The sequence below is a fragment of the Propionispora sp. 2/2-37 genome (assembly GCF_001298735.1).
In the GTDB taxonomy this organism is placed as follows: domain Bacteria; phylum Bacillota; class Negativicutes; order Propionisporales; family Propionisporaceae; genus Propionispora.
This window is the reverse complement of the sequence record NZ_CYSP01000020.1, coordinates 21,779-41,754: the sequence shown is the minus strand read 5'-3', so window position 1 is coordinate 41,754 and position 19,976 is coordinate 21,779. Positions and strand designations below refer to the sequence as shown.

Genomic DNA, 19,976 nt, shown 5'->3' with positions numbered 1-19,976 from the left:
CTCCTATAGTTTGAATTCAAACTCCATATCACGAATACGAACAGTATCGCCCTCCTGAATACCACGCTCTTTCAAAGCTTCTTCAATACCCATTTTCCTCCAAACTAATTGAAAACGCCGTACACCCTCGTCATTGTCAAAATTAATCATAGCCACAACTTTTTCTATATCTTTCCCATGAATAATAAAAGTTCCGTCATCATCACGGCTGATTGTAAAGGCATCTTCCGGTTTAGCCTCATAAACTTTTCCTTCCCGGTCATGTTCCGGTTCTTCGATATATGCAGATAATAACTGCAGGGCCCGCCACATTAATTTTTCCAAGCCTTCTCCGGTAGCCGCAGAAACAGGAAATATTTCACGGCCTTCTTGTTTCATATACGCCCGAACTTTTTCATAGTTCTCCTGCGCTTCCGGCAAGTCCATTTTATTCGCTGCAATAATTTGGGGACGTTTAGCAAGACGTTCATTATAGAGTACCAGTTCTTTATTTATTGCCTGATAATCCTCCAGTGGATCGCGACCCTCCGTACCTGATATATCAAGAACATGAATAATCACTTTTGTCCGTTCAATATGCCGCAAAAAGTCATGACCTAATCCCACCCCCTCATGCGCGCCTTCTATTAGACCAGGGATGTCGGCCAGAACAAAACTTTTCCCCTGTTCCAGGCTGACGACTCCCAGCACAGGAGTTAGTGTCGTAAAGTGATAAGCGGCAATTTCCGGCTTAGCAGCCGATACTTTTGAAATTATGCTTGATTTGCCCACACTTGGATACCCAACCAGTCCGACATCAGCTAATAGTTTAAGTTCTAAAAAAACAGAACGGCTTTCACCCGGCTCACCCTTTTCAGCAAAGGTAGGTGCTCTGTGTACACTGCTTACAAAACGGGCATTGCCACGACCACCACGGCCGCCGCGTGCAATAACCGCCTGTTGCCCTTCAATAGTTAAATCCGCTATGATCTCTTCGGTCAACTCATCTTTTACAAGGGTTCCCGGAGGAACTTTAATCAATAGAGGCTCTGCATTCCGTCCATGCATATTCTTGGTCTGCCCATGCACTCCGTTTTCTGCAACAAATTTACGTTTATAGCGAAAATCAATTAACGTATTTACATTGGAATCCACGACAAAAATTACATCACCGCCGCGCCCGCCGTCACCACCGCTGGGGCCACCCTTTGGAACAAATTTTTCACGGCGAAAACTGGACATCCCGTTTCCACCGTCACCAGCTTTTAGCGTAATTTTGGCTCGGTCAATAAACATTAATAATCTCCTCTAAGTCTTTTTTGCAATAAGTCTTTATGTAATATGTACATTTTAATTAAAACTTAACCGGATTGTTCTTCTCCTTACATTCCGCCTTTTTTACATGCTGGCTTAGAGCATCTGACAGTAAAGAAGGATCTTTTGCTAAATCCTCAATATATTGAATAGCTTTTTCCGATCGTCCCAACTGAAGCATGGCATGAATGACTTGTATATGATTTATAAAATCGTGACGCTGTATTCGCAATAATCGGACTAATTCTTCACAAATCTGACTATTTAAGGGTTCATCAGCCACATGCTCAATCCTCCCTTTTAACTTACTATCATAGTAGTTAGCATCTGATTCTGTCATTGAGTACAACCATTCAAAAACAATTTTTACCTGTCAAAATCTGTTCAAGTTTCTATTATCCTTAAATATAATTTAAATGAAAGAACACCTGCGGGATTTCCGCAGGTGAATGTATTTAGATAGCCTCTTCTACAGTATAAATGCTAACTTGCCTGTCATCACGGCCTTTACGTTCAAATGCTACACGACCGGCAATTTTTGCATACAGTGTATCGTCTTTACCAATACCAACATTATGTCCCGGATGAAAATGAGTACCTCTTTGGCGAACTAAGATACTGCCTGCAGTTACTACCTCACCGGCATGACGTTTGACGCCAAGACGTTTGGATTCGCTGTCGCGTCCGTTACGTGAACTGCCCACACCTTTTTTGTGAGCAAACAATTGCAAATTAAGCGAATTGAGCTTAAACATTACAACTCACCCCCCGTATTATAAAATTTGCACAAATTTACGATAATTACTGGCTATCTCCTTAAAACCCAACAGCGTCGTTTCTAAAACCACACTGGTTAATTCATCTGGTGGATCCATAAGTTCAAACACCATATTACCCTCAGCCATATCCAGCTTAATTTCCCGCTTGAGATGGCGTTCCAATCCGTATACTGCCGTATGAGCCAGCACAGATACCGCAGCACAGACAATATCCTGTCCGTGCGGACCGGCATTAGCATGGCCTGTGACAGAGAAACCGACAATCATTCGGTCTGTATTCACGATAGGACTAATGGTAATCATATCTTATGCGTAAATCTTTTCGATAACTACTTTGGTAAACGGCTGACGGTGTCCCTGGCGTTTACGGTAATTCGATTTAGCTTTATATTTAAAGACCAAAATCTTCTTACCTTTCCCCTGAGCTACAACCTTACCTGTAACTTTAGCGCCTTCAATTAGCGGTTTGCCGATAACAACTTCGCCTTCTTTTACTAAAGTAAGCACATTATCAAATTCTACTACATCGCCTTCAGCGGCTTCAAGTTTTTCAATAAGCACTACGTCACCTTCGGTAACACGGTATTGTTTACCACCAGTTTTAATAATTGCGTACATGAACTACACCTCCCTGCATCATTACTCGCCGAATTTGGTACATTGCCTACAATGACACGACAATGTTTGTAACCTCTCCGTGCGGTCGGGGCATAAGCCTAATCGCCTACATCATAGAATAATAGCATAAATGGCGACTTTTGTCAACAATGCTAATCATCTTGGTACACAATGGAAAAAACCTCATCGTGCATTGCCGGATTACTTTCAATGATAAGTTTTCTCGCCAGTCCCTGCCTTAGTTTCAACAAATCCACTTGTTTTTCTAGTACTTGCGCAACTCTTGGACTTGACTGAATCAGCAAATTTCCCTGTACCCTGGGACGACCTGCAAGTTTGCGCAGTTCACGGCAGATTCGGATCGCTACGGTTTCCGGCGATTGTATTCTGCCCCGTCCCTGACAGTAATGACAATCAGCATATAGTAGATTTTCAATATTTTGCCTTGCCTTTTTTCTAGTCATTTCGACTAAACCTAACGCTGTAAGGCCTAGAACATTGCTTTTTGTCCGGTCTCTTTTAAGCTGTTCTTCCAAGGCATTTAAAATGCTCTTTTTATGTTCCTCTTTATCCATATCAATAAAATCAATAATAATAATACCGCCAATATCACGCAACCGCAACTGTCTGGCTATTTCTACAGCAGCCTCAATATTCGTCTTCAGAACGGTCTCAGATAAATTTGTATTTCCTACAAACTTGCCGGTATTTACGTCAATAACGGTGAGTGCCTCGGTTTTATCAATGACAATATAACCACCACATTTTAACCATACTACTCGTTGACTAATTTTCTCCAGGGCGGTATCTAAACCATAGTGGAAAAAAATATCAGTCTTGTCTTTATAAAGAACGACTTTAGGTATTAGCTCCGGGCCGCTGAATGTTAACAAATCACACACCCGGTCATATGCATCTTGATTATCTAAGATAAAATGATCCACATCTGCCGATAAATAATCGCGTACAATACGGATAATTAAATTAACATCACGGTACAGCAAAATAGGCGCGCGCGACCTTTTGGCCCGGGAAGCTAAAGTGCTCCATAAATCACTCAGATATTTGATATCTTTGGACAAGTCTTCTTCTGTTTTTCCCTCCGCCACTGTTCTGACAATGATCCCCATACCAGCAGGCCTCACCTTTTCGGCTAACAGCTTTAAGCGTTCACGTTCCTCTTCACTGCCAATACGCCGGGAGATGCCGATATAATCAACGGTAGGCATTAAAACTACATAGCGGCCAGGGAGGGTCAAATGGGTAGTGGCGCGCGGCCCCTTATTCCCAATCGCGTCTTTTATAATCTGTATCAGGATGTCCTGTCCTTCCGTCAATACCTCATCTGTCATCGGTGACAGATGAGCATGGAAGATGTCTCCCGTATATAAAAAAGCATTTTTATCTCTGCCGATATCCACGAACACCGCTTGCATTCCAGGAAGGACATTTTTTATTTTACCCAAATAAATATTACCGACAATATTGGAACTTTCCGTCCGTTCCACCGACAACTCCATCAACTCTCCATTTTCCAAAAGTGCCATTCGTGTTTCTTCCGGAACAATATTGGCAATAATGGTCTTAGTCATAAAAATGGCCTCCCTCCAAGAACCCTTTAGTTTATATATCTAAGGGGGTCAATTTTCCCTGCTGGGCGAGTATATACAGACCATCTCTGTTGATAAGAGCGGCATTCTTATCGGCAGGAAAAGTGAATTGTTCCACCAGAACCTGTAAAATATCGCTCGGCTTTATACTCCCTATCGGTGTAATTTTAATATCTGCTTTTACCTTTATTCGGCCGCCGGTGACAGCGATCTCTAATTTCTTCAACAAAAATTGCTTAACGTCAATTACTCGCCTGCCCTTTGGGGATTCCTTCGTATAAAATATCTGTTCAGCCCTATTAAAACTTTCTAGACTATGGTAAGCCATAGCGGCTGATTTATCCGGCAATAAAGGGGTATCAATCGTAAAGGCAGCCAAATTGACCGACGCCATGAGTGATTGCCCTCGTTCCGGAATTGATTTAGCTTTTTGGATACGGATTCCCTGCGGTACTCGTTGCAACAACCGGAAAACAATAGTCTCAGGCTGAACTGCTTCTGTAAACTCAATATCGACATACTCGGCATCGCTTGTTATTCCTACAGCTAATGCAGAAGCAAATGACAATTTCATATGTGGGTTAAATCCCTCTGAATAAGCTACCGGAAGCTTCGCACGACGAATCGTCCTTTCTAAAGTTCTGGCATAATCCAAATGTGATATATAGCGGATAGCCTCGTCCTTCGTAATCTCAAGTCGCAATTTAGGCATGGGAAGCCACCTTCCAATCAACAACTTGTACGCCGAGTTCCTGGCAGACACCACAAGCACTGCAGGTAGTACGGCGACAATCAGCTGTATGGGCTTCGGCTATAGCCTGGTTGTATTCCTGAAGTAAAAATTCTTTAAAAACACCGGAATGCAAATGTTCCCATGGCAGTATTTCATGAGCTGAACGTTCACGCCTTGCGTAAAAACCAGGATCGACCTTTTTCCTAGAAAACGCATCCATCCACACGTCGAATTTGAAATGTTCTGACCAACCGTCAAATTTAGCGCCTTGTTGCCATGCCCGCAGTATGACTTTGCCCAAACGGCGGTCACCTCGTGAAAGCACGCCTTCCAGAAAACTCGTTTTGGCATCATGCCAGCTAAAGGAAACTCCGCTCTGCTTAAATAAGCTTCTAAGCAACTCTTGTTTCTCTTCTATTTCAGCAATACTATTTTGTCCATACCACTGAAACGGAGTATGCGGTTTAGGAACAAAGGAAGATACACTTACCGTTACCCTTGCACCTCGGCGCCCCTTTATCTCCTTATACCAGGCTGCCACCCGTTTTGCCAGTTCTGCAATGCCGCGGATATCCTCTTCCGTTTCTGTAGGCAACCCGATCATAAAATAAAGTTTAACCGTTGACCAGCCAGCACGAAAGGCTGCCGTCACGGCCTCTTCCAAATCTTTTTCCGTAACACCCTTATTAATGACATTACGCATACGTTGAGTTCCTGCTTCCGGAGCAAAGGTTAGTCCACTTTTGCGTACTTGCTGTACTTCCTGTGCCAATTGGATGGAAAAACTATCAATTCTGAGCGAAGGTAAGGAAACACTCACACTTTCATCCTTAAATTCTTCCATCAGGCCCCGAACCAGTTCATGTAAACAAGAATAATCTGCCGAGCTTAGTGATGTTAGGGAAATCTCATTGTATCCGGTATGATCAACTAACTGTCGAGCCGAGGCGATTAAAGTTTTCAGCTTTTTTTCCCGTACCGGTCGATATAAAATACCGGCCTGACAAAAACGGCAACCACGCGTACAGCCACGAAATAGTTCCAGCATGATCCGGTCATGAACAATATCTAGAAAGGGTACTACCGGTTTCGTTACAAAGGTTGCCGCATCAAGATCACGTACCACCCTTTTCTCCACATGCGGCGCTGCCTGTTCATATTTCGGCCTTATACTGTCAATTGTACCATCCTGCTGATAAAAAACCTCATATAATGAAGGGACATAAACTCCGCCAACCGTTGCTACTTGTTGTAAAAAGGCTGATTTTCCGCCCTTTTTCCCGGATTTTTTCCAAAGTTTATAGGTATCCACTATTTCCTCGATCACTTCCTCGCCTTCCCCCAGCACAAAGAGATCAAAGAAATCGGCAACTGGTTCCGCATTGAAAGCACAAGGCCCGCCTCCAACGACAAGCGGATAGTCTTCATTACGCTCTTTGGATAAAACAGGTATCTTAGCTAAATCCAGCATATTTAAAACATTGGTATAACTCAGCTCGTATTGCAGTGAAAAACCAATCAGATCAAAATCAGCCAGAGGCGTGAATGTTTCTAATGAATATAGTGGAATATTATTTTTTCTCATCAATTCTTCCATATCCACCCACGGTGCATAGACTCTCTCCGCCGCCGTATCCCTGCGGTCATTCAAAATCTGATATAAGATTTTCAGGCCAAGATTGGACATTCCCACTTCGTATACATCAGGCAATGCTAATGCTATGGTGACATCAACCTGCGAATGGTTCTTTTTTACGCTATTTAGTTCATTGCCGGTATAACGGGCAGGCTTGGCAACTTGTGTTAGGATTGATTGACTAATATTAATCATGCTTACCTCCAGGTATGTACTACAACTATGCGGCGTACGATAATGACTCTCCTAGTATTTTCCCAATATCAAACCACATTTAACCCTACGTTCTACGTATAAAAAAAAAATCCTGCCAACATCATAAAAATTGGCTAATGGAAACACTCACACCTTTTTCCGTAAGGCGATCCCATATTTGTGTCTCGGTAAGCGTACCACAATAAGTCATACGTTCAGGATCAATAACTAAAACAATATGATATGCCTCCGGTACAAATAAACGGATTACATCCTGAACAAGCATTTTGTCAGCAACGGTAAAATGATTAGTCGGTAAAAAACCGCGGGAATTTAGCTGTTCTTTTTTATTAGCTAACATACGCATTGTCCGAAATCCGGCAAAAACGATTTCCACATTAGCAGCCATGTAAATAAAAATTGCGCCGATAATAAAAGTCAGATTGATTTCATTCCTAAAACAGTATGTGTATAACACCCAGATAAGCAAAAACAAACTAATACCTCTGCTGAGCTTGACAGTTATCATGGTTGCTTTTTTATAGTCAAATACTGTGTTCAAACAAGCCCTCATGATCCGCCCACCGTCGAGCGGTAAGGCCGGCAGCAAATTAAAAAGTACCAATACTATGTTGACTTTATATAAAAATTGCCAGCCTTCCAGCCAGTCCTTGCTATAAGTCATACCAATATAGGAAACGGCCGCCAGAACCAGGCTTGCCAACGGTCCCGCAGCCGAAATTAAAAATTCTTTTCTGATTCCGGTCTCATTCAAGGAACTAATTCTTGCTACGCCGCCAAAAGGAAGCAACTCAACCTCCCGTACTTTTAATCCGGCTGCCCGAGCAGTTATGGCATGAGCCAGTTCATGCCACAGCACTGCACCATATACAAGCAGGATTTTATACAAATAACCTGACAACACAAACAGTACTGTTAAAACAAAAAACCAATTGTTTACTTTTAGCTTTATACCAAAAAGGCGGATAATCTGCACTCAGTTCACTTCCTTTCCACAGGTGCAGAACTGCCTTTAACCTTAGTTAGCGGATCAACCGCTTTTCCCTGTTCGCGAATTTCAAAATACATTCTGGGGCCACTCGTCCTGGCTATGACCTGGCCCTGACTCACTTGTTCACCTTGCGCTACCAAAACATCATCTACATAGCCATATAAGGAGTCCGTATCTTGATTATGTTCGATAATAATCACCTTTCCATATACTTTACTGTCAGTGATAAGTTTTATTGTGCCATTCGCGGCAGCTTTCACAGTAGTTCCCGCCAAAGTTTCGATATCAATACCTTGATGTATACTCGCTTGGTTTCCCTTATCATTTTTCCAACCGAAAGGAATGAGAATCTTCCCCTCCACCGGTTGAATCATAGGAAGGGGTTGCTCTGCCGAACTTACGCCTGGGCTTGTTATTTTTTTAAACACGGCCACATCCATATCACGGGGAAATTTACGTACTATTTCGTCTACAATATAGTTAAAATCGGTTTCAGTCGTTAACAGATAAGTAATTTCATTATCTATTTTTTCTCCTATAAAGGTTTCTGAGCAATGGATTCCATAGACAATAGTAAATAACAGGGTAGATATTATGATTTGTTTGAGCCATCCATAACTAGTTTCATTGACTTGACTATAGTACCAGCCCTCCCCTAAATTCCGGCTGTTTATCCAGCGATTCCAATGCCTAATCATAAACTCCCCCCAGAACAAGCACCTTCTAATTCATATATATGCTAAAATCCGGTGAATATAACGAAAAGGTACACATCAGAAATGTGTACCTCCTAAAATAAGATTTTTTGCCTGCGCATGTATATATTTAAAAGGATTCCAAGGCTTATCATATTTGTAGTCAAAGCACTGACCCCATAACTCATCAATGGCAGCGGTATCCCGGTAACCGGCATGATTCCTGCTGTCATCCCTACATTCACCAGAATATGAAAAGTCAGCATGGCAACGATACCGGTGGCTAGTAACGTTCCAAAATTATCTTTAGCCATCCCCGCAATTTTAATGCCGCGATAAAGCAAAATGAAATATAACAGTAACACAATTACTGCTCCAACAAAGCCTAATTCCTCACCGATAACAGCGAAAATAAAATCAGTATGATTTTCCGGCAAAAAATTCAACTGACTTTGTGTTCCCTCAAAAAGTCCTTTACCAAACAACATCCCCGAACCAATCGCAATTTTAGACTGAATAATATGATACCCTGAACCAAGAGGATCTACATTGGGATCAATAAAGACCGTAAGACGCATTTTTTGATAATCTTTTAAAAAATGCCAGAATATCGGTAGAATAGCCACACCAGCCGAAAAAATCATAAAAAGATATTTTGTACTGATGCCGGCAACAAAAAGCATTCCAAACAAGATGGCTAAAAAGACCAGTGAAGTACCCAAATCCGGTTGCTTCAATACTAATAAAAACGGAACTCCAACATAAAAGAATACAGGCAAAATTTCTTTAAAAGAATTAAGCTTGCCCGTTTTTTTATCCAGCAGGCTGGCCAGTGAAATAATCAGAATCAGTTTCGAAAACTCAGACGGCTGAATACTGATAGGACCAATTTGTATCCAGCGTTGTGCCCCCAGAGCAGATTGTCCGACAAACATGACTGCCAGCAGTATAATTAAATTCAATCCATAAAGCAAAGGACCGAATCGTTCCAACGATTTATAATCAAAATGTAACATGATAAATACAATAACAACATTAACCAGGGCGAAAATCCCTTGTCGCTGCACATACCAATAACGGTCCTCACTAGGAGAATTAATATGCGTAGCGCTGCCAATAATAAGCAAGCTTATTAAAATAATAATAGCGGTCACTATAATAACCATGAAATCTAGATTACGTAAAAGCCGTCGACTAAGCATTCATACTACACTTACCTTTCCGCATTTTAGCCATGTTCTTTATTATTATAATCGCATTTTTTATTTCCGTCCAGCAACTATATTACAAAGTCTATTTTTGTTGAATGATTGTTGCGCATAACAGAGCTCGGAAAGTAACGAATACCTGTCGGTACTAATATCAAACAGGAATTCAGCTTGCTAGATAGACCTGTTTCCTGAAAAAAAAACAAGGTATAGTGCCTTCGCGCTTTACCTTGCCCCATGTACCTTACTCGTTGACCCATGCGCTGCGTTTCATACGGTTTACAGGAATGTTAGCCACCAACGCCACCGAAGAATTTGTATTCGTAAGGCTGACTTCCATATCCTCCTCATTGATTTCCATGTAATTGGAAATCACACGAATCATATCATCTTTTAATACTTCCATAAACTGAGGTGAAACATTGGCACGATCATGCACCAGAACAAGACGCAGCCGTTCTTTGGCGATATCTTTTGATCTGGAAGACTCTTTGCCAAACAATTTTTGAATCAGCTCAAACATCTTAATCTCCTCCTCAAAAGCCAAATATCTTTTTGAGTTTTTTTATAAATCCTTCATTTGTTTCAAGCGTCATTAACGGAATGTTTTCTCCCATAAGCCGGCGCACAATATTGTTGTACGCGGTTCCTGCCAGGGAAATAGGATTAGCTACTGCCGGCTCCCCCCGATTTGTCGAGATGACAATATATTCATCTTCCGGAATAATACCTAACAGATCAACAGCTAAAATTTCAATGATATCATCAATATTCATCATATCGCCTTTTTTAACCATCTGTGGACGGATGCGGTTAACAACAAGCTTGGGATTGTGCTTCCCTTCAGACTCCAATAAACCGATAATTCGATCGGCATCCCGGACAGCTGAAACCTCAGGAGTAGTAACTATAACAGCCCGGTCGGCCCCGGCGATGGCATTTTTAAAGCCTTGCTCAATACCGGCAGGGCAATCAATAATAACGTAATCAAACTCTTGGGACAACTCCTGCGACAACTGACGCATCTGTTCCGGGCTGACGGCCGTTTTGTCCCGAGTCTGCGCGGCAGGTAAGAGGTACAGCGTTTCATAACGCTTATCCCGGATCAAAGCCTGTTTCAAACGGCAATTTCCCTCGGTAACGTCAACCAGATCATATACAATCCGATTTTCCAGCCCCATGACCACATCCAGATTTCTCAAACCAATGTCAGCATCAATTAAAACGACCTTTTTCCCCAATAAAGCAAAACCTGTTCCGAGATTTGCAGTCGTTGTTGTTTTACCAACACCGCCTTTACCCGACGTAATAACAATTACTTCTCCCATCAATAAACCTCCTAGAGATTAGCTGGTTCAATAACTACCGCACCGTCTTTTACGCGAGCGGTCTCTACATATTCCGGAGACTCAAGATAATCCGGAGATCTTGCAATAAGTCCTGCAATCCTAATTTGAGCCGCCATGAGCCGATTTGCTGTAATTGTTGCCTGATCATTTCCGTAAGCCCCGGCATGTACCACACCTCGGCAAGTACCATAAATAATGATATCGCCTCCCGCGATCACCTGAGCTCCCGGGTTTACATCGCCCATAATAACAACAGAACCGCTGTATATGATTTCCTGCCCGCTCCGCAAAGTTCTTTTAATAACCATATTCTCCGGAATGGTTTCTTTTTCCTCTTGCTCCGCATTATTCGACATATCTCCCGCAAATGTCCACATAAGCCCGTATTTGGTAAATAGATCAGTTAGTTCTCCCTGCTGTTCAGGGGTAAGTATACGAGCGGCAGATGAAATATTCACTATAGCACCATTACGAAAAAATTGCGCTGCTGAATCCAGTTTTTCCTTAAGCTGGTGCATAACTTCACTAAAATCGGCAGTTTCGCTTAACAACAAATGCAGTCCAGTCTTACTTCCCTTAAATACTACATCTTCCCGCATAAATATTCTCCTAAATTTTACCACACAGTACATATTACTTAATTAAATTATATTTCGTGATAATTGGCAAATTTTCCTGCCATTATAATAAATTCCTTTATCCTTTTTAAAGTGCTGTCTTAGCTTTTAAAACTCTCGGAGCTTCTGCCGGAACTTGATTAATATTAAAAGCCGCTTCCATAATTTTTTTTGCTATGGGAACTGCCGATGAAGAACCAAATCCACCCTGTTCCACGATAACCACAACAGCCACACGCGGATCATCAAAGGGAGCATAAGCAACAAACCAGCCATGGTCGTCACCATGGGAATTTTCAGCCGTTCCTGTTTTACCGGCAATAGGAATGGGAAAATCACCAAATGCCTCTGCTGCAGTCCCCCCTTCCATAGCAACGTTACGCAATGACTGCCGCACCAAGGAAAGATTGCGTTCAGAAACCTGCACCTGCCCCAGTTCTTCCGGACCAAAACTTTGTAAAACCTGACCGTCGGAAGAAAGTATCTTGTTGACTAAATGAGGTCTATACCGGTGCCCGCCGTTGGCAATCTGAGCAATCAATTGTGCCATTTGCAATGGCGTAGCCAACTGAAAGCCCTGACCAATCGCGGCGTCAAAAGTTTCAGATAAATACCAGTCTTCTCCATAAACTTTTTCCTTATAGCGTCGGTTAGCAACCAATCCTTCCGATTCTCCCGGCAAATTAATACCGGTAGCCGCTCCCATGCCAAACATTCTCGCATATTTTTCCAAATTATCAATTCCCAGCCGATTACCCATCTCATAAAAATAAACATTGTCGGATTTAGCCAGTGCTTCTTGAAAATTAATCCAGCCTAACGCTTCCCCCGATGCATTTCCCTTAGGAATGATCCAGTGTTTACCAGTATCCAGTATTTTTTCTTCCGGAGTCACTTTACCAAGTTCCAAGGCAGCAATACCGGTTATAATTTTAAAAGTTGACCCCGGTGGATATTCACCGGCAATCGCTTTATTATCCATTGGGTGATTTGGATTTTCGTTAATTTCCTTCCATTCTTTGGAGGATATTCCCCGAGCGAAAAAGTTGGGATTAAATGCCGGCCGACTGACCATGGCTAAAATCTCACCATTTTTTGGATTAATAACCACGGCTGAAGCGGCACGTGCTTTAGAAAATTCGGACTTTGTCTGTAAATATTTTAATTGCTCATCAATAGCCTGTTCAGCCGCTCTTTGTATCCGTGAATCAAGGGTCAACACCAAATTGTTTCCCGGCACAGGTTCTTTTTTACCAAGAACTTGTACTGGTCTTCCCGTTACATCAACTTCTACCTGTCCACCGCCGTCAATACCTCGCAGTTCCCGGTCATAAACCTTTTCCAGGCCGAATTTTCCTATTATATCGCCGGACTTATATCCGTCAGCTTTTAATTGTTCTAATTCAACATCGTTAATTTCGCTAACATAACCAAAAATGTGGGCACCCAATTCATTGTTGATATAATTCCGTATTGGCTGTATTTCAATAACTACACCTGGTAATTCATTTCGGCGTTCTTCAATTTTAGTAACGATATCCTGCCCGATATCGGTCTTAATCCGTACAGGTTCAAAGTTCCCGGAATGCTGCTGCAGCTTTGTTTGAATCTCAACCATACTGATATTCAGAATTTCGGATAATTTTTTAACAACTTCATCCGGAACCGGGCCAGTAAGCGGCAGCAAAGATACAGTAAAACCCGGACGGTTAGACACTAAAGTAATTCCGTTTCGGTCATAAAAGATGCCACGCGGAGCTATAATGGGAATAAGCCTGATACGGTTACCATCCGCTAAATTCCCGTAGTATTGTCCCTGTGCCACCTGCAGATATCCTAAACGGCTAATCAGTACCACAAAAACCAAAATTACAAGAACTCCCAGTATATCAAGCCTGTAACCGGAACGCTTAGCAAGCACAAGCAACAGCCTTCTTTCTCACAGAATCTAACAATATAATCACACATTGCAGTATACATAACAAAATTTTAGGTATTCATAGAACGAACACCTAAAATCTCATTTCCCGCTGTATTGTTAATACACGGGATACAATTCGATGGATAGGAATGGAAAAAACCAGATTATACCCTAACAAAGGAAGAATATAATTAAATACTATTGCCACAAGATTAATTTTATAATCCAAAAACAATAATAACATCGCTATGGAAACAAGACTGCTAAAAACAGTTGCTATTACTATCGACAAAAGCGGTAAGAGGAGATGATCTTTAAATACCTTCCTTTCAGCCAGCCCCAGCACATAACCTGTTGCCAATTTAGAAAAAATGTTGATTCCAAACAAATTTCCCACCGCTAAATCCTGAAGTAAGCCGGAAAAGAATCCAATACCCACTCCCTTTTCTTTTCCTAATAATAATCCTGTTGAGACAACTAAAATCAGCAGCAAATCCGGTGCTACCCCATTAATAGCAATTAACGGAACTATAGTAATCTGTAAAACCAAAACAAACAGCAATAAAGCCGTCCATATCAGTAAGATCATGGCGCTGCTCCTTTCGGAGCAGTTACTTGATTAGAGGTTCCACCGGCATTGGGTGGATTTACGGAGGGTAGCTGCGGCACAGACTCACGCGAACGGACAATGACAAGCACTTCCTCTAAGCGGTCAAAGTCCACTGCCGGTTTTAAAACAGCATATTTTAATAAGCCGCCATCTTCATTAACCACGTCTGTAACCTCACCAACCAGCAATCCCTTAGGGTAGATACCGCCCAGTCCGGAGGTGATGACCTTATCTCCCTTTATGATATCTGCATCGCGGGCAATATTAACCATGCGAGGTGTCAGCGGATTGGTCGCATAACCTTCGACTATTGCCGTAACCCTGGACTCAGGACGCTGAATCATCCCCCCCACCGCACTGCGTGGATCAAGCAGCAACTGTACTTTTGCCGTATTATTAGTGACACTTACCACATCACCTACCAACCCCTGCGGTGTTACGACCGCCATATCTTTGGCGATTCCATCCGAACTTCCCCGATTGATGACGATGATATTCGTCCACGAACTTAAATCACGGGCAATAACACTTGCAATAATGAAATCAAACTGCGGCGAGACTTTTTTATAATCCAGCAGGGCATGCAATCTGGCGTTTTCCGCCATAATCTCCGTTGTATTTATCTGCTCTTGTTTTAATTTTTCATTTTCTGCTTTTAGTGTCTGATTGTCGCGATATACAGTAAGCAATTCACCGGAAAACATACCAGCTTGCCGCACGCTATATCCGACTTTACTAAACATGTATTCTAGCGGTGCTAAAACCGTTGCCGTAATTTGTTCCATAATGGGAAATTTATATTTCCCCTGAGCTGCAAAAATCAGCAGAAAAAAGACGGTGATTACCGCCACCAACAAGATGACCGTCTTTTTATGAAAACCGCGCACCATTTTGGCTCCCTTCTACGCTACGATACAATACGGTACCTGGCATTACCCGAGCTTCTTCGGAGACATAAGGACTCTTTTCAAAAGATCAATACTCTCCAAAGCTTTACCAGTACCAATACCTACGCAGGACAGGGCATCTTCGGCAATGTGTACTGGCATCCCAGTTTCACGGCTTAACAGCCTGTCAAGGCCTCTTAACAGAGAACCGCCTCCTGTCATCACAATTCCCCTGTCCATAATATCCGACGCCAATTCCGGAGGAGTTTTCTCCAGCGTAACTTTTACCGCTTCAATAATCCCGGATACCGGCTCATTTAAGGCTTGTTGTACTTCACGGGCCCGGATCGTCAAGGTTTTCGGCAACCCGGTTACCAAATCCCGGCCGCGAATGTCCATACTTTCATCTACCTCAGGGATAAGTGCGGCACCGATTGTCACTTTAACTTCCTCCGCAGTACGTTCACCAATCATTAGATTATAGGTGCGTTTAATATATTGAACGATAGCCTCATCCATTTCGTCTCCGCCTATACGGATAGAACGGCTGGTAACTATACCGCCTAGTGAAATAACGGCTACTTCTGTTGTCCCGCCGCCAATATCGACAACCATATTACCGGTAGGTTCATGTACCGGTAACCCAGCTCCAATAGCAGCTGCCATAGGTTCTTCAATTAAGTAAGCCTCTCTGGCACCTGCCTGTATTGTGGCATCAATTACTGCCCGTTTTTCCACTTCTGTCACGCCGGAAGGAACCCCCACCACAACACGCGGCCTGATGAAGGACTTCGTATCAATAGATTTGCGAATAAAATATTTAAGCATGGCCTGAGTAACATCAAAGTCAGCAATAACACCATCTTTTAACGGGCGAATGGCCACAATATTTCCGGGAGTACGCCCAATCATCAGTTTTGCTTCTTCACCGACCGCCAAAACTTCTCCCGTATCTCGCTGAATCGCCACAACGGAAGGTTCTCTTAACACAATTCCCTTGCCTTTAACATGCACTAATGTATTGGCCGTACCAAGATCTATTCCCATATCACGCGATAATGACCGAAATAAATTCACAAAAACTACTCCTTTCAAAACCCAAATAAAATCAATCAATTATATTATTCCCTTTTCTTTTAAGCTAACATACTTGCTGTCACCAATAATCACATGGTCAAGCACAGAAATATCTAGAAGCCGTCCGGCATCTACCATCTTTTGTGTCAAACGGATGTCTTCCTGGCTGGGAGCAGGATCACCACTGGGATGGTTATGCACTAAAATAATCGAAGCAGCCGAATGACTGATTGCTTCCCGGAAAACCTCACGCGGATGTACTAGGGATGCATTTAAAGTTCCAACAGAAATAATAGGTGTCGCTATAACATGATGCTTGGTGGACAACAATACTACCACAAAGTGTTCTCTTGTCTCATACCGCATTCTGGGCATTAGCAAATCCGCTACCTCACGGGGTGAACGGATAATAGGTCGTTCCATTGCCGCTACTGAATGAAGGCGTTTACCTAATTCAATAGCCGCCACAATGGTAACCGCTTTAACAAGCCCGATCCCTCTGATCTTGCTCATTTCTTGAGGGGATAATGTTGAAAAAGCACTTATGCCTAATGTCTCATATTGTTTAAGTAAGCGTTCAGCAATCCTCATTGCCGACTCCTGTTTTGAACCGGTTCTAAGTAAAATAGCTAATAATTCTGCGTTGCTTAACGCCAGTGGCCCTCTTGACAACAGCTTTTCCCGTGGTCGCTCTTCCTGTGGCAATTCCTTTATCATCAAAGGTTTGTCCTTATATTCCCCTGTCATACCAGGAAAACACCAGCCTTTTTTAAAATTCCATACAGCTTGGAAACAGGTAGCCCAACTACATTAAAATAACAACCGTTGATACTTTCAACCAAAAGCGATCCCCGCCCTTGTATTCCGTATGCACCGGCTTTATCCATGGGTTCACCGCTAGCAATATAACAGTCAATCTCACTTTCCGAAAGCACAGAAAACTTAACTTGCGTAACACTATAGTCTGTCCACATTTCGCCGGTAGAACATTTTACAACAGCCACACCGGTTATGACCTCATGCTGCCTGCCGGATAAAGCCATGAGCATTTGTTTGGCTTCCTGAACACCGGAGGGTTTGCCAAAAACCTGGCCAGCAAAAACCACAACAGTATCTGCCCCGATAATCACAGTATCGCTATCCACTTTATCCCTTGCAGCAAGAGCCTTAGATTTTGCATGTAAAATAACCAATTGACAGGGAGCTACTTCTAGCCGGTTATCCTCTTCAACCTGGCTGGCAACAACAGTGAAACTACACCCGATTTGCTGTAAAATTTCCTTTCTTCTCGGCGATGATGATGCTAGAACTACTTTCATAATTGTTTCTCCTAAAACCGGCGGAAGATAATGATCGCCGCAATTACTCCTAAGATGCTGATTAAGTTGGGGTTAAGTGCAAAACCAATCACAAGCTTTATCACATATAAGTTTATTATTACCGGAGGTAAATCAAATATATAAAAAGTTTTAGTCAAATAAGGAGCAATTCCTGTCATAACTGAGGAATTAGTTATAAGTTCTCCCAATATTCCACCTAAAACAGCCCCAGTAATTAAAAATAATGCTAAAACTCCGTAACTTTTGTGATTAGCACTCGTATTGCGCACATCATTCCCTCCAAACATAACACAACATACCCGGTACAAATGTTATATAGTTCGACAATAAATAAAATAATCCTTGTATTTACAAGGACCCTCTTTAGAAATCCGGCATAAAATAAATTTAAGCCGATTGGCAAGATAATTATGAATCCCCGGTATCTTTGTCACGCTCAAATACTGTGCGAACTATGCAAAAACTATCTTCCGTTACATAATTGTACATCAAAAAGAATATGAATGCAATTCTTCACTTTAAGGATTTTATGTAATCATAATAAAACACACCGTATTTCCTATCCCTTACCTATACGGTGTGCCCCTTTTATTATTATGGTTTGGCACGGATTGTAATATCTTCCGTTTTAACCCCGGATACTCTGGTTACAATATTTGCTATATTTTCAACTTCTTCGCGTGTTAAGGAAGAAGTCTTCACCACGATACTGGCTGAATTTTCCCAAAGAAACACTAATGCATCGGCAAAACCATGCGCTTTGATTAACCCTTCTATCTCCGCCTCACGTTCTTTCTCTACAATGATCTTCAAAACGGCTTCCTGTGCCTGTTGAATGGATTCATCTGTTTTAGCATTTTTGATACTGGCTTGCAGTACTTCGGAACGTTCGCTCCGAAGTTTATCCCTTTCCATCCGATATTCTGTAAAAAAATCAGAACCGGAAGCAGTCATTACGCTTTCCGGGAATATTACTTTATTAACCTGCATTGAATTTGAACGATCAGCCTTGCTTACCTCATGGTTCTTTGGCCAGTAGGTAATACAGCTCAATAGTATTCCAATACCTACGCCAGCAATAATTACTATTAGTACTTTATAAGATTTTAAAGCCACTACCATGCTTTCCTCCCCCTTATCTTTTTTGTGGCAAAACCGTTATTTTATGAGCGGGTATTCCTAATCCCGCCTCTACAGCCTTCATTAAATTGGCCTTTACCGCAGAATCATATGCACCTTCGGCGACAACTAATACTCCCTTTACAACTGGTTTAATTTCACGGACTACGACGGGCTTATCTGTTCCATTATCTTTTGTCAGCAATACTTGTTCACTCTCTTTGGTCTCGGTTGTCGTACGTATGCCGCCAGCCGTGTCTTTTTCTGAAATAGTCCGGCTTTCTTTGGTTATATTCTTTGCATGTTCTTGCGTACTGCCGTTTTCCAATGTAATCGTAACGGCTACCTCGCCGGCTCCCTGAATACGCGACAACAAACCAGATAACTTATCAGCCAAAATTTCTTCATAACTTTCCGTTTTTACAGAAGCAGGCGCTTTCATATCGGGCAACTGTTTTTCCGGTATCTGTACAGCATCATTTTCCCAAAAGCTGCCCAAAATCAATAAAATAACCCCTAACAGCCCCAGCCATAATAAACGGGCGCTAATATTCCCGTTTTTCAGGAGGTGTACCGGCCACATACTTTTGCCTTTAGTAAAAACTTTGGCTAATTCAAGCATAATAAAAACCCCCATCTAATAGATCTTACGTACTTCTATTTGCTCCTTGGAGATAAAATACAAATTTGCTATCGTATCCTGTATTTTATCTTGTAGTGATCCATCCAACGTAGTGTCTTCGTTTTCTTTTCTACTATCCTGACGCTGATTTTCTTTGTCAGGAATCGAAACTTTATTTATTGTCTCAATTGCGCTAACTTCTTTAGACTGGCTCCCTGGCTTAACATATACGATAATTTTTTTGATACCGCCTTTACGACTATCAGCTTCATTATCTTGAATTTCAACCGATACTTTGGCATCGGCAACTCCCTTCATAGCCACTATCAGTGTGCGAACCTGTTTACTCAAATCTTTAATATAGAATTCTTTAGAGATTTTTTCCCGTTCAGCAATTACATCCTGCATTAAGGTATCAATATTGGCAACTTCGCTGGTATCTGCCGAAGTGCTGGCTATAGCAATTTCCGGATTCCACTTATTCTGAAAAAAATTCACTATAGGGTTTAAGATAGTCAACATAATAAACAAGCCAACAATAGCCTTTACAAACCGCTGCATACTACTGCTCGGAAGCAATAAATCCAGAAAGGATGCAAATAAAACTACTAAAATAATATTTTTTATCCAGAGGGTTAATTCATTGATCACGTTA

24 protein-coding genes are annotated in these 19,976 nt (G+C 42.0%); all 24 read right to left on the bottom strand.

Annotation, left to right across the window (positions count from 1 at the left end; translation table 11 throughout):
• Positions 1 to 3: 3 nt before the first annotated feature.
• The gene (gene obgE / locus P22_RS17715) at positions 4 to 1,275 is read right to left on the bottom strand and encodes a GTPase ObgE (RefSeq protein WP_054261565.1); all 1,272 of its coding nucleotides are present in this window, start codon (positions 1,273 to 1,275) and stop codon (positions 4 to 6) included.
• Between the two features lie 58 nt (positions 1,276 to 1,333).
• A complete protein-coding gene (locus P22_RS17710; RefSeq protein ID WP_054261564.1) occupies positions 1,334 to 1,576 on the bottom strand; it encodes a Spo0B domain-containing protein in 243 nt (80 codons plus the stop codon).
• 172 nt (positions 1,577 to 1,748) lie between these two features.
• Positions 1,749 to 2,048, bottom strand: a complete 300-nt coding sequence (rpmA, locus tag P22_RS17705; RefSeq protein WP_054261563.1) for a 50S ribosomal protein L27 — start codon at positions 2,046 to 2,048, stop codon at positions 1,749 to 1,751.
• Positions 2,049 to 2,066: 18 nt separating this feature from the next.
• The gene (locus P22_RS17700; RefSeq protein WP_054261562.1) at positions 2,067 to 2,375 is read right to left on the bottom strand and encodes a ribosomal-processing cysteine protease Prp; all 309 of its coding nucleotides are present in this window, start codon (positions 2,373 to 2,375) and stop codon (positions 2,067 to 2,069) included.
• A 3-nt stretch (positions 2,376 to 2,378) separates the two neighbouring features.
• Entirely contained in the window at positions 2,379 to 2,690 is a 312-nt protein-coding gene (gene rplU, locus P22_RS17695) for a 50S ribosomal protein L21 (protein ID WP_054261561.1), read from the bottom strand.
• Between the two features lie 152 nt (positions 2,691 to 2,842).
• Positions 2,843 to 4,282, bottom strand: a complete 1,440-nt coding sequence (locus P22_RS17690) for an Rne/Rng family ribonuclease (RefSeq protein ID WP_054261560.1) — start codon at positions 4,280 to 4,282, stop codon at positions 2,843 to 2,845.
• Between the two features lie 31 nt (positions 4,283 to 4,313).
• Complete coding sequence (locus P22_RS17685; RefSeq protein WP_054261559.1) at positions 4,314 to 5,012, bottom strand: TIGR03936 family radical SAM-associated protein; 699 nt, start codon at positions 5,010 to 5,012, stop codon at positions 4,314 to 4,316.
• Positions 5,005 to 6,864, bottom strand: coding sequence for a TIGR03960 family B12-binding radical SAM protein (locus tag P22_RS17680; RefSeq protein WP_054261558.1), 1,860 nt, complete (start codon positions 6,862 to 6,864; stop codon positions 5,005 to 5,007). Before P22_RS17680 ends, P22_RS17685 begins: the two co-directional genes overlap by 8 nt.
• Before the next feature lie 121 nt (positions 6,865 to 6,985).
• Positions 6,986 to 7,861 (bottom strand): M50 family metallopeptidase, encoded by an 876-nt coding sequence (locus tag P22_RS17675; RefSeq protein WP_054261557.1) that lies wholly within the window; start codon positions 7,859 to 7,861, stop codon positions 6,986 to 6,988.
• Positions 7,862 to 7,866: 5 nt separating this feature from the next.
• Complete coding sequence (locus P22_RS17670) at positions 7,867 to 8,574, bottom strand: murein hydrolase activator EnvC family protein (protein ID WP_054261556.1); 708 nt, start codon at positions 8,572 to 8,574, stop codon at positions 7,867 to 7,869.
• Positions 8,575 to 8,666: 92 nt separating this feature from the next.
• Complete coding sequence (gene rodA, locus P22_RS17665) at positions 8,667 to 9,773, bottom strand: rod shape-determining protein RodA (protein WP_054261555.1); 1,107 nt, start codon at positions 9,771 to 9,773, stop codon at positions 8,667 to 8,669.
• A 250-nt stretch (positions 9,774 to 10,023) separates the two neighbouring features.
• On the bottom strand, positions 10,024 to 10,302 hold the full coding sequence (minE, locus tag P22_RS17660) for a cell division topological specificity factor MinE (RefSeq protein ID WP_054261554.1): 279 nt from the start codon (positions 10,300 to 10,302) through the stop codon (positions 10,024 to 10,026).
• 13 nt (positions 10,303 to 10,315) lie between these two features.
• A complete protein-coding gene (gene minD / locus P22_RS17655; protein ID WP_054261553.1) occupies positions 10,316 to 11,107 on the bottom strand; it encodes a septum site-determining protein MinD in 792 nt (263 codons plus the stop codon).
• Between the two features lie 11 nt (positions 11,108 to 11,118).
• Positions 11,119 to 11,727 (bottom strand): septum site-determining protein MinC, encoded by a 609-nt coding sequence (gene minC / locus P22_RS17650; protein ID WP_054261552.1) that lies wholly within the window; start codon positions 11,725 to 11,727, stop codon positions 11,119 to 11,121.
• 106 nt (positions 11,728 to 11,833) lie between these two features.
• Entirely contained in the window at positions 11,834 to 13,666 is a 1,833-nt protein-coding gene (mrdA, locus tag P22_RS17645; protein WP_054261551.1) for a penicillin-binding protein 2, read from the bottom strand.
• 91 nt (positions 13,667 to 13,757) lie between these two features.
• Complete coding sequence (gene mreD, locus P22_RS17640; protein ID WP_054261550.1) at positions 13,758 to 14,255, bottom strand: rod shape-determining protein MreD; 498 nt, start codon at positions 14,253 to 14,255, stop codon at positions 13,758 to 13,760.
• Positions 14,252 to 15,166: a rod shape-determining protein MreC gene (gene mreC / locus P22_RS17635; RefSeq protein ID WP_235814705.1), complete on the bottom strand. Its 915-nt coding sequence runs from the start codon at positions 15,164 to 15,166 to the stop codon at positions 14,252 to 14,254. Before mreC ends, mreD begins: the two co-directional genes overlap by 4 nt.
• Positions 15,167 to 15,208: 42 nt before the next feature.
• Positions 15,209 to 16,240, bottom strand: coding sequence for a rod shape-determining protein (locus P22_RS17630; protein WP_255351811.1), 1,032 nt, complete (start codon positions 16,238 to 16,240; stop codon positions 15,209 to 15,211).
• A gap of 39 nt (positions 16,241 to 16,279) precedes the next feature.
• Positions 16,280 to 16,987 carry a RadC family protein gene (gene radC, locus P22_RS17625; protein WP_054261549.1) on the bottom strand — a complete coding sequence of 236 codons (708 nt, stop codon included), beginning with the start codon at positions 16,985 to 16,987 and terminating at the stop codon, positions 16,280 to 16,282.
• Positions 16,984 to 17,559: a Maf family protein gene (locus P22_RS17620; protein ID WP_054261548.1), complete on the bottom strand. Its 576-nt coding sequence runs from the start codon at positions 17,557 to 17,559 to the stop codon at positions 16,984 to 16,986. Before P22_RS17620 ends, radC begins: the two co-directional genes overlap by 4 nt.
• Before the next feature lie 11 nt (positions 17,560 to 17,570).
• The gene (locus P22_RS17615; protein ID WP_054261547.1) at positions 17,571 to 17,849 is read right to left on the bottom strand and encodes a DUF4321 domain-containing protein; all 279 of its coding nucleotides are present in this window, start codon (positions 17,847 to 17,849) and stop codon (positions 17,571 to 17,573) included.
• A gap of 325 nt (positions 17,850 to 18,174) precedes the next feature.
• Entirely contained in the window at positions 18,175 to 18,702 is a 528-nt protein-coding gene (locus tag P22_RS17610) for a SpoIIIAH-like family protein (protein ID WP_054261546.1), read from the bottom strand.
• A 13-nt stretch (positions 18,703 to 18,715) separates the two neighbouring features.
• Positions 18,716 to 19,321, bottom strand: coding sequence for a hypothetical protein (locus P22_RS17605; RefSeq protein WP_054261592.1), 606 nt, complete (start codon positions 19,319 to 19,321; stop codon positions 18,716 to 18,718).
• 15 nt (positions 19,322 to 19,336) lie between these two features.
• Positions 19,337 to 19,972, bottom strand: a complete 636-nt coding sequence (gene spoIIIAF, locus P22_RS17600) for a stage III sporulation protein AF (protein ID WP_054261545.1) — start codon at positions 19,970 to 19,972, stop codon at positions 19,337 to 19,339.
• Between the last annotated feature and the right edge of the window lie 4 nt (positions 19,973 to 19,976).

Excerpts from the sequence above, each read along its gene's own strand:
- P22_RS17620 (WP_054261548.1), bottom strand. The coding sequence starts at position 17,559 with ATGAAAGTAGTTCTAGCATCATCATCGCCGAGAAGAAAGGAAATTTTA.
- mreC (WP_235814705.1), bottom strand. The coding sequence starts at position 15,166 with ATGGTGCGCGGTTTTCATAAAAAGACGGTCATCTTGTTGGTGGCGGTA.
- P22_RS17690 (WP_054261560.1), bottom strand. The coding sequence starts at position 4,282 with ATGACTAAGACCATTATTGCCAATATTGTTCCGGAAGAAACACGAATG.
- obgE (WP_054261565.1), bottom strand. The coding sequence starts at position 1,275 with ATGTTTATTGACCGAGCCAAAATTACGCTAAAAGCTGGTGACGGTGGA.
- minC (WP_054261552.1), bottom strand. The coding sequence starts at position 11,727 with ATGCGGGAAGATGTAGTATTTAAGGGAAGTAAGACTGGACTGCATTTG.
- mreD (WP_054261550.1), bottom strand. The coding sequence starts at position 14,255 with ATGATCTTACTGATATGGACGGCTTTATTGCTGTTTGTTTTGGTTTTA.
- P22_RS17685 (WP_054261559.1), bottom strand. The coding sequence starts at position 5,012 with ATGCCTAAATTGCGACTTGAGATTACGAAGGACGAGGCTATCCGCTAT.
- radC (WP_054261549.1), bottom strand. The coding sequence starts at position 16,987 with ATGACAGGGGAATATAAGGACAAACCTTTGATGATAAAGGAATTGCCA.
- rodA (WP_054261555.1), bottom strand. The coding sequence starts at position 9,773 with ATGCTTAGTCGACGGCTTTTACGTAATCTAGATTTCATGGTTATTATA.
- P22_RS17680 (WP_054261558.1), bottom strand. The coding sequence starts at position 6,864 with ATGATTAATATTAGTCAATCAATCCTAACACAAGTTGCCAAGCCTGCC.
- minD (WP_054261553.1), bottom strand. The coding sequence starts at position 11,107 with ATGGGAGAAGTAATTGTTATTACGTCGGGTAAAGGCGGTGTTGGTAAA.
- minE (WP_054261554.1), bottom strand. The coding sequence starts at position 10,302 with ATGTTTGAGCTGATTCAAAAATTGTTTGGCAAAGAGTCTTCCAGATCA.
- rplU (WP_054261561.1), bottom strand. The coding sequence starts at position 2,690 with ATGTACGCAATTATTAAAACTGGTGGTAAACAATACCGTGTTACCGAA.
- P22_RS17605 (WP_054261592.1), bottom strand. The coding sequence starts at position 19,321 with ATGCTTGAATTAGCCAAAGTTTTTACTAAAGGCAAAAGTATGTGGCCG.
- P22_RS17700 (WP_054261562.1), bottom strand. The coding sequence starts at position 2,375 with ATGATTACCATTAGTCCTATCGTGAATACAGACCGAATGATTGTCGGT.
- P22_RS17610 (WP_054261546.1), bottom strand. The coding sequence starts at position 18,702 with ATGGTAGTGGCTTTAAAATCTTATAAAGTACTAATAGTAATTATTGCT.
- rpmA (WP_054261563.1), bottom strand. The coding sequence starts at position 2,048 with ATGTTTAAGCTCAATTCGCTTAATTTGCAATTGTTTGCTCACAAAAAA.
- P22_RS17670 (WP_054261556.1), bottom strand. The coding sequence starts at position 8,574 with ATGATTAGGCATTGGAATCGCTGGATAAACAGCCGGAATTTAGGGGAG.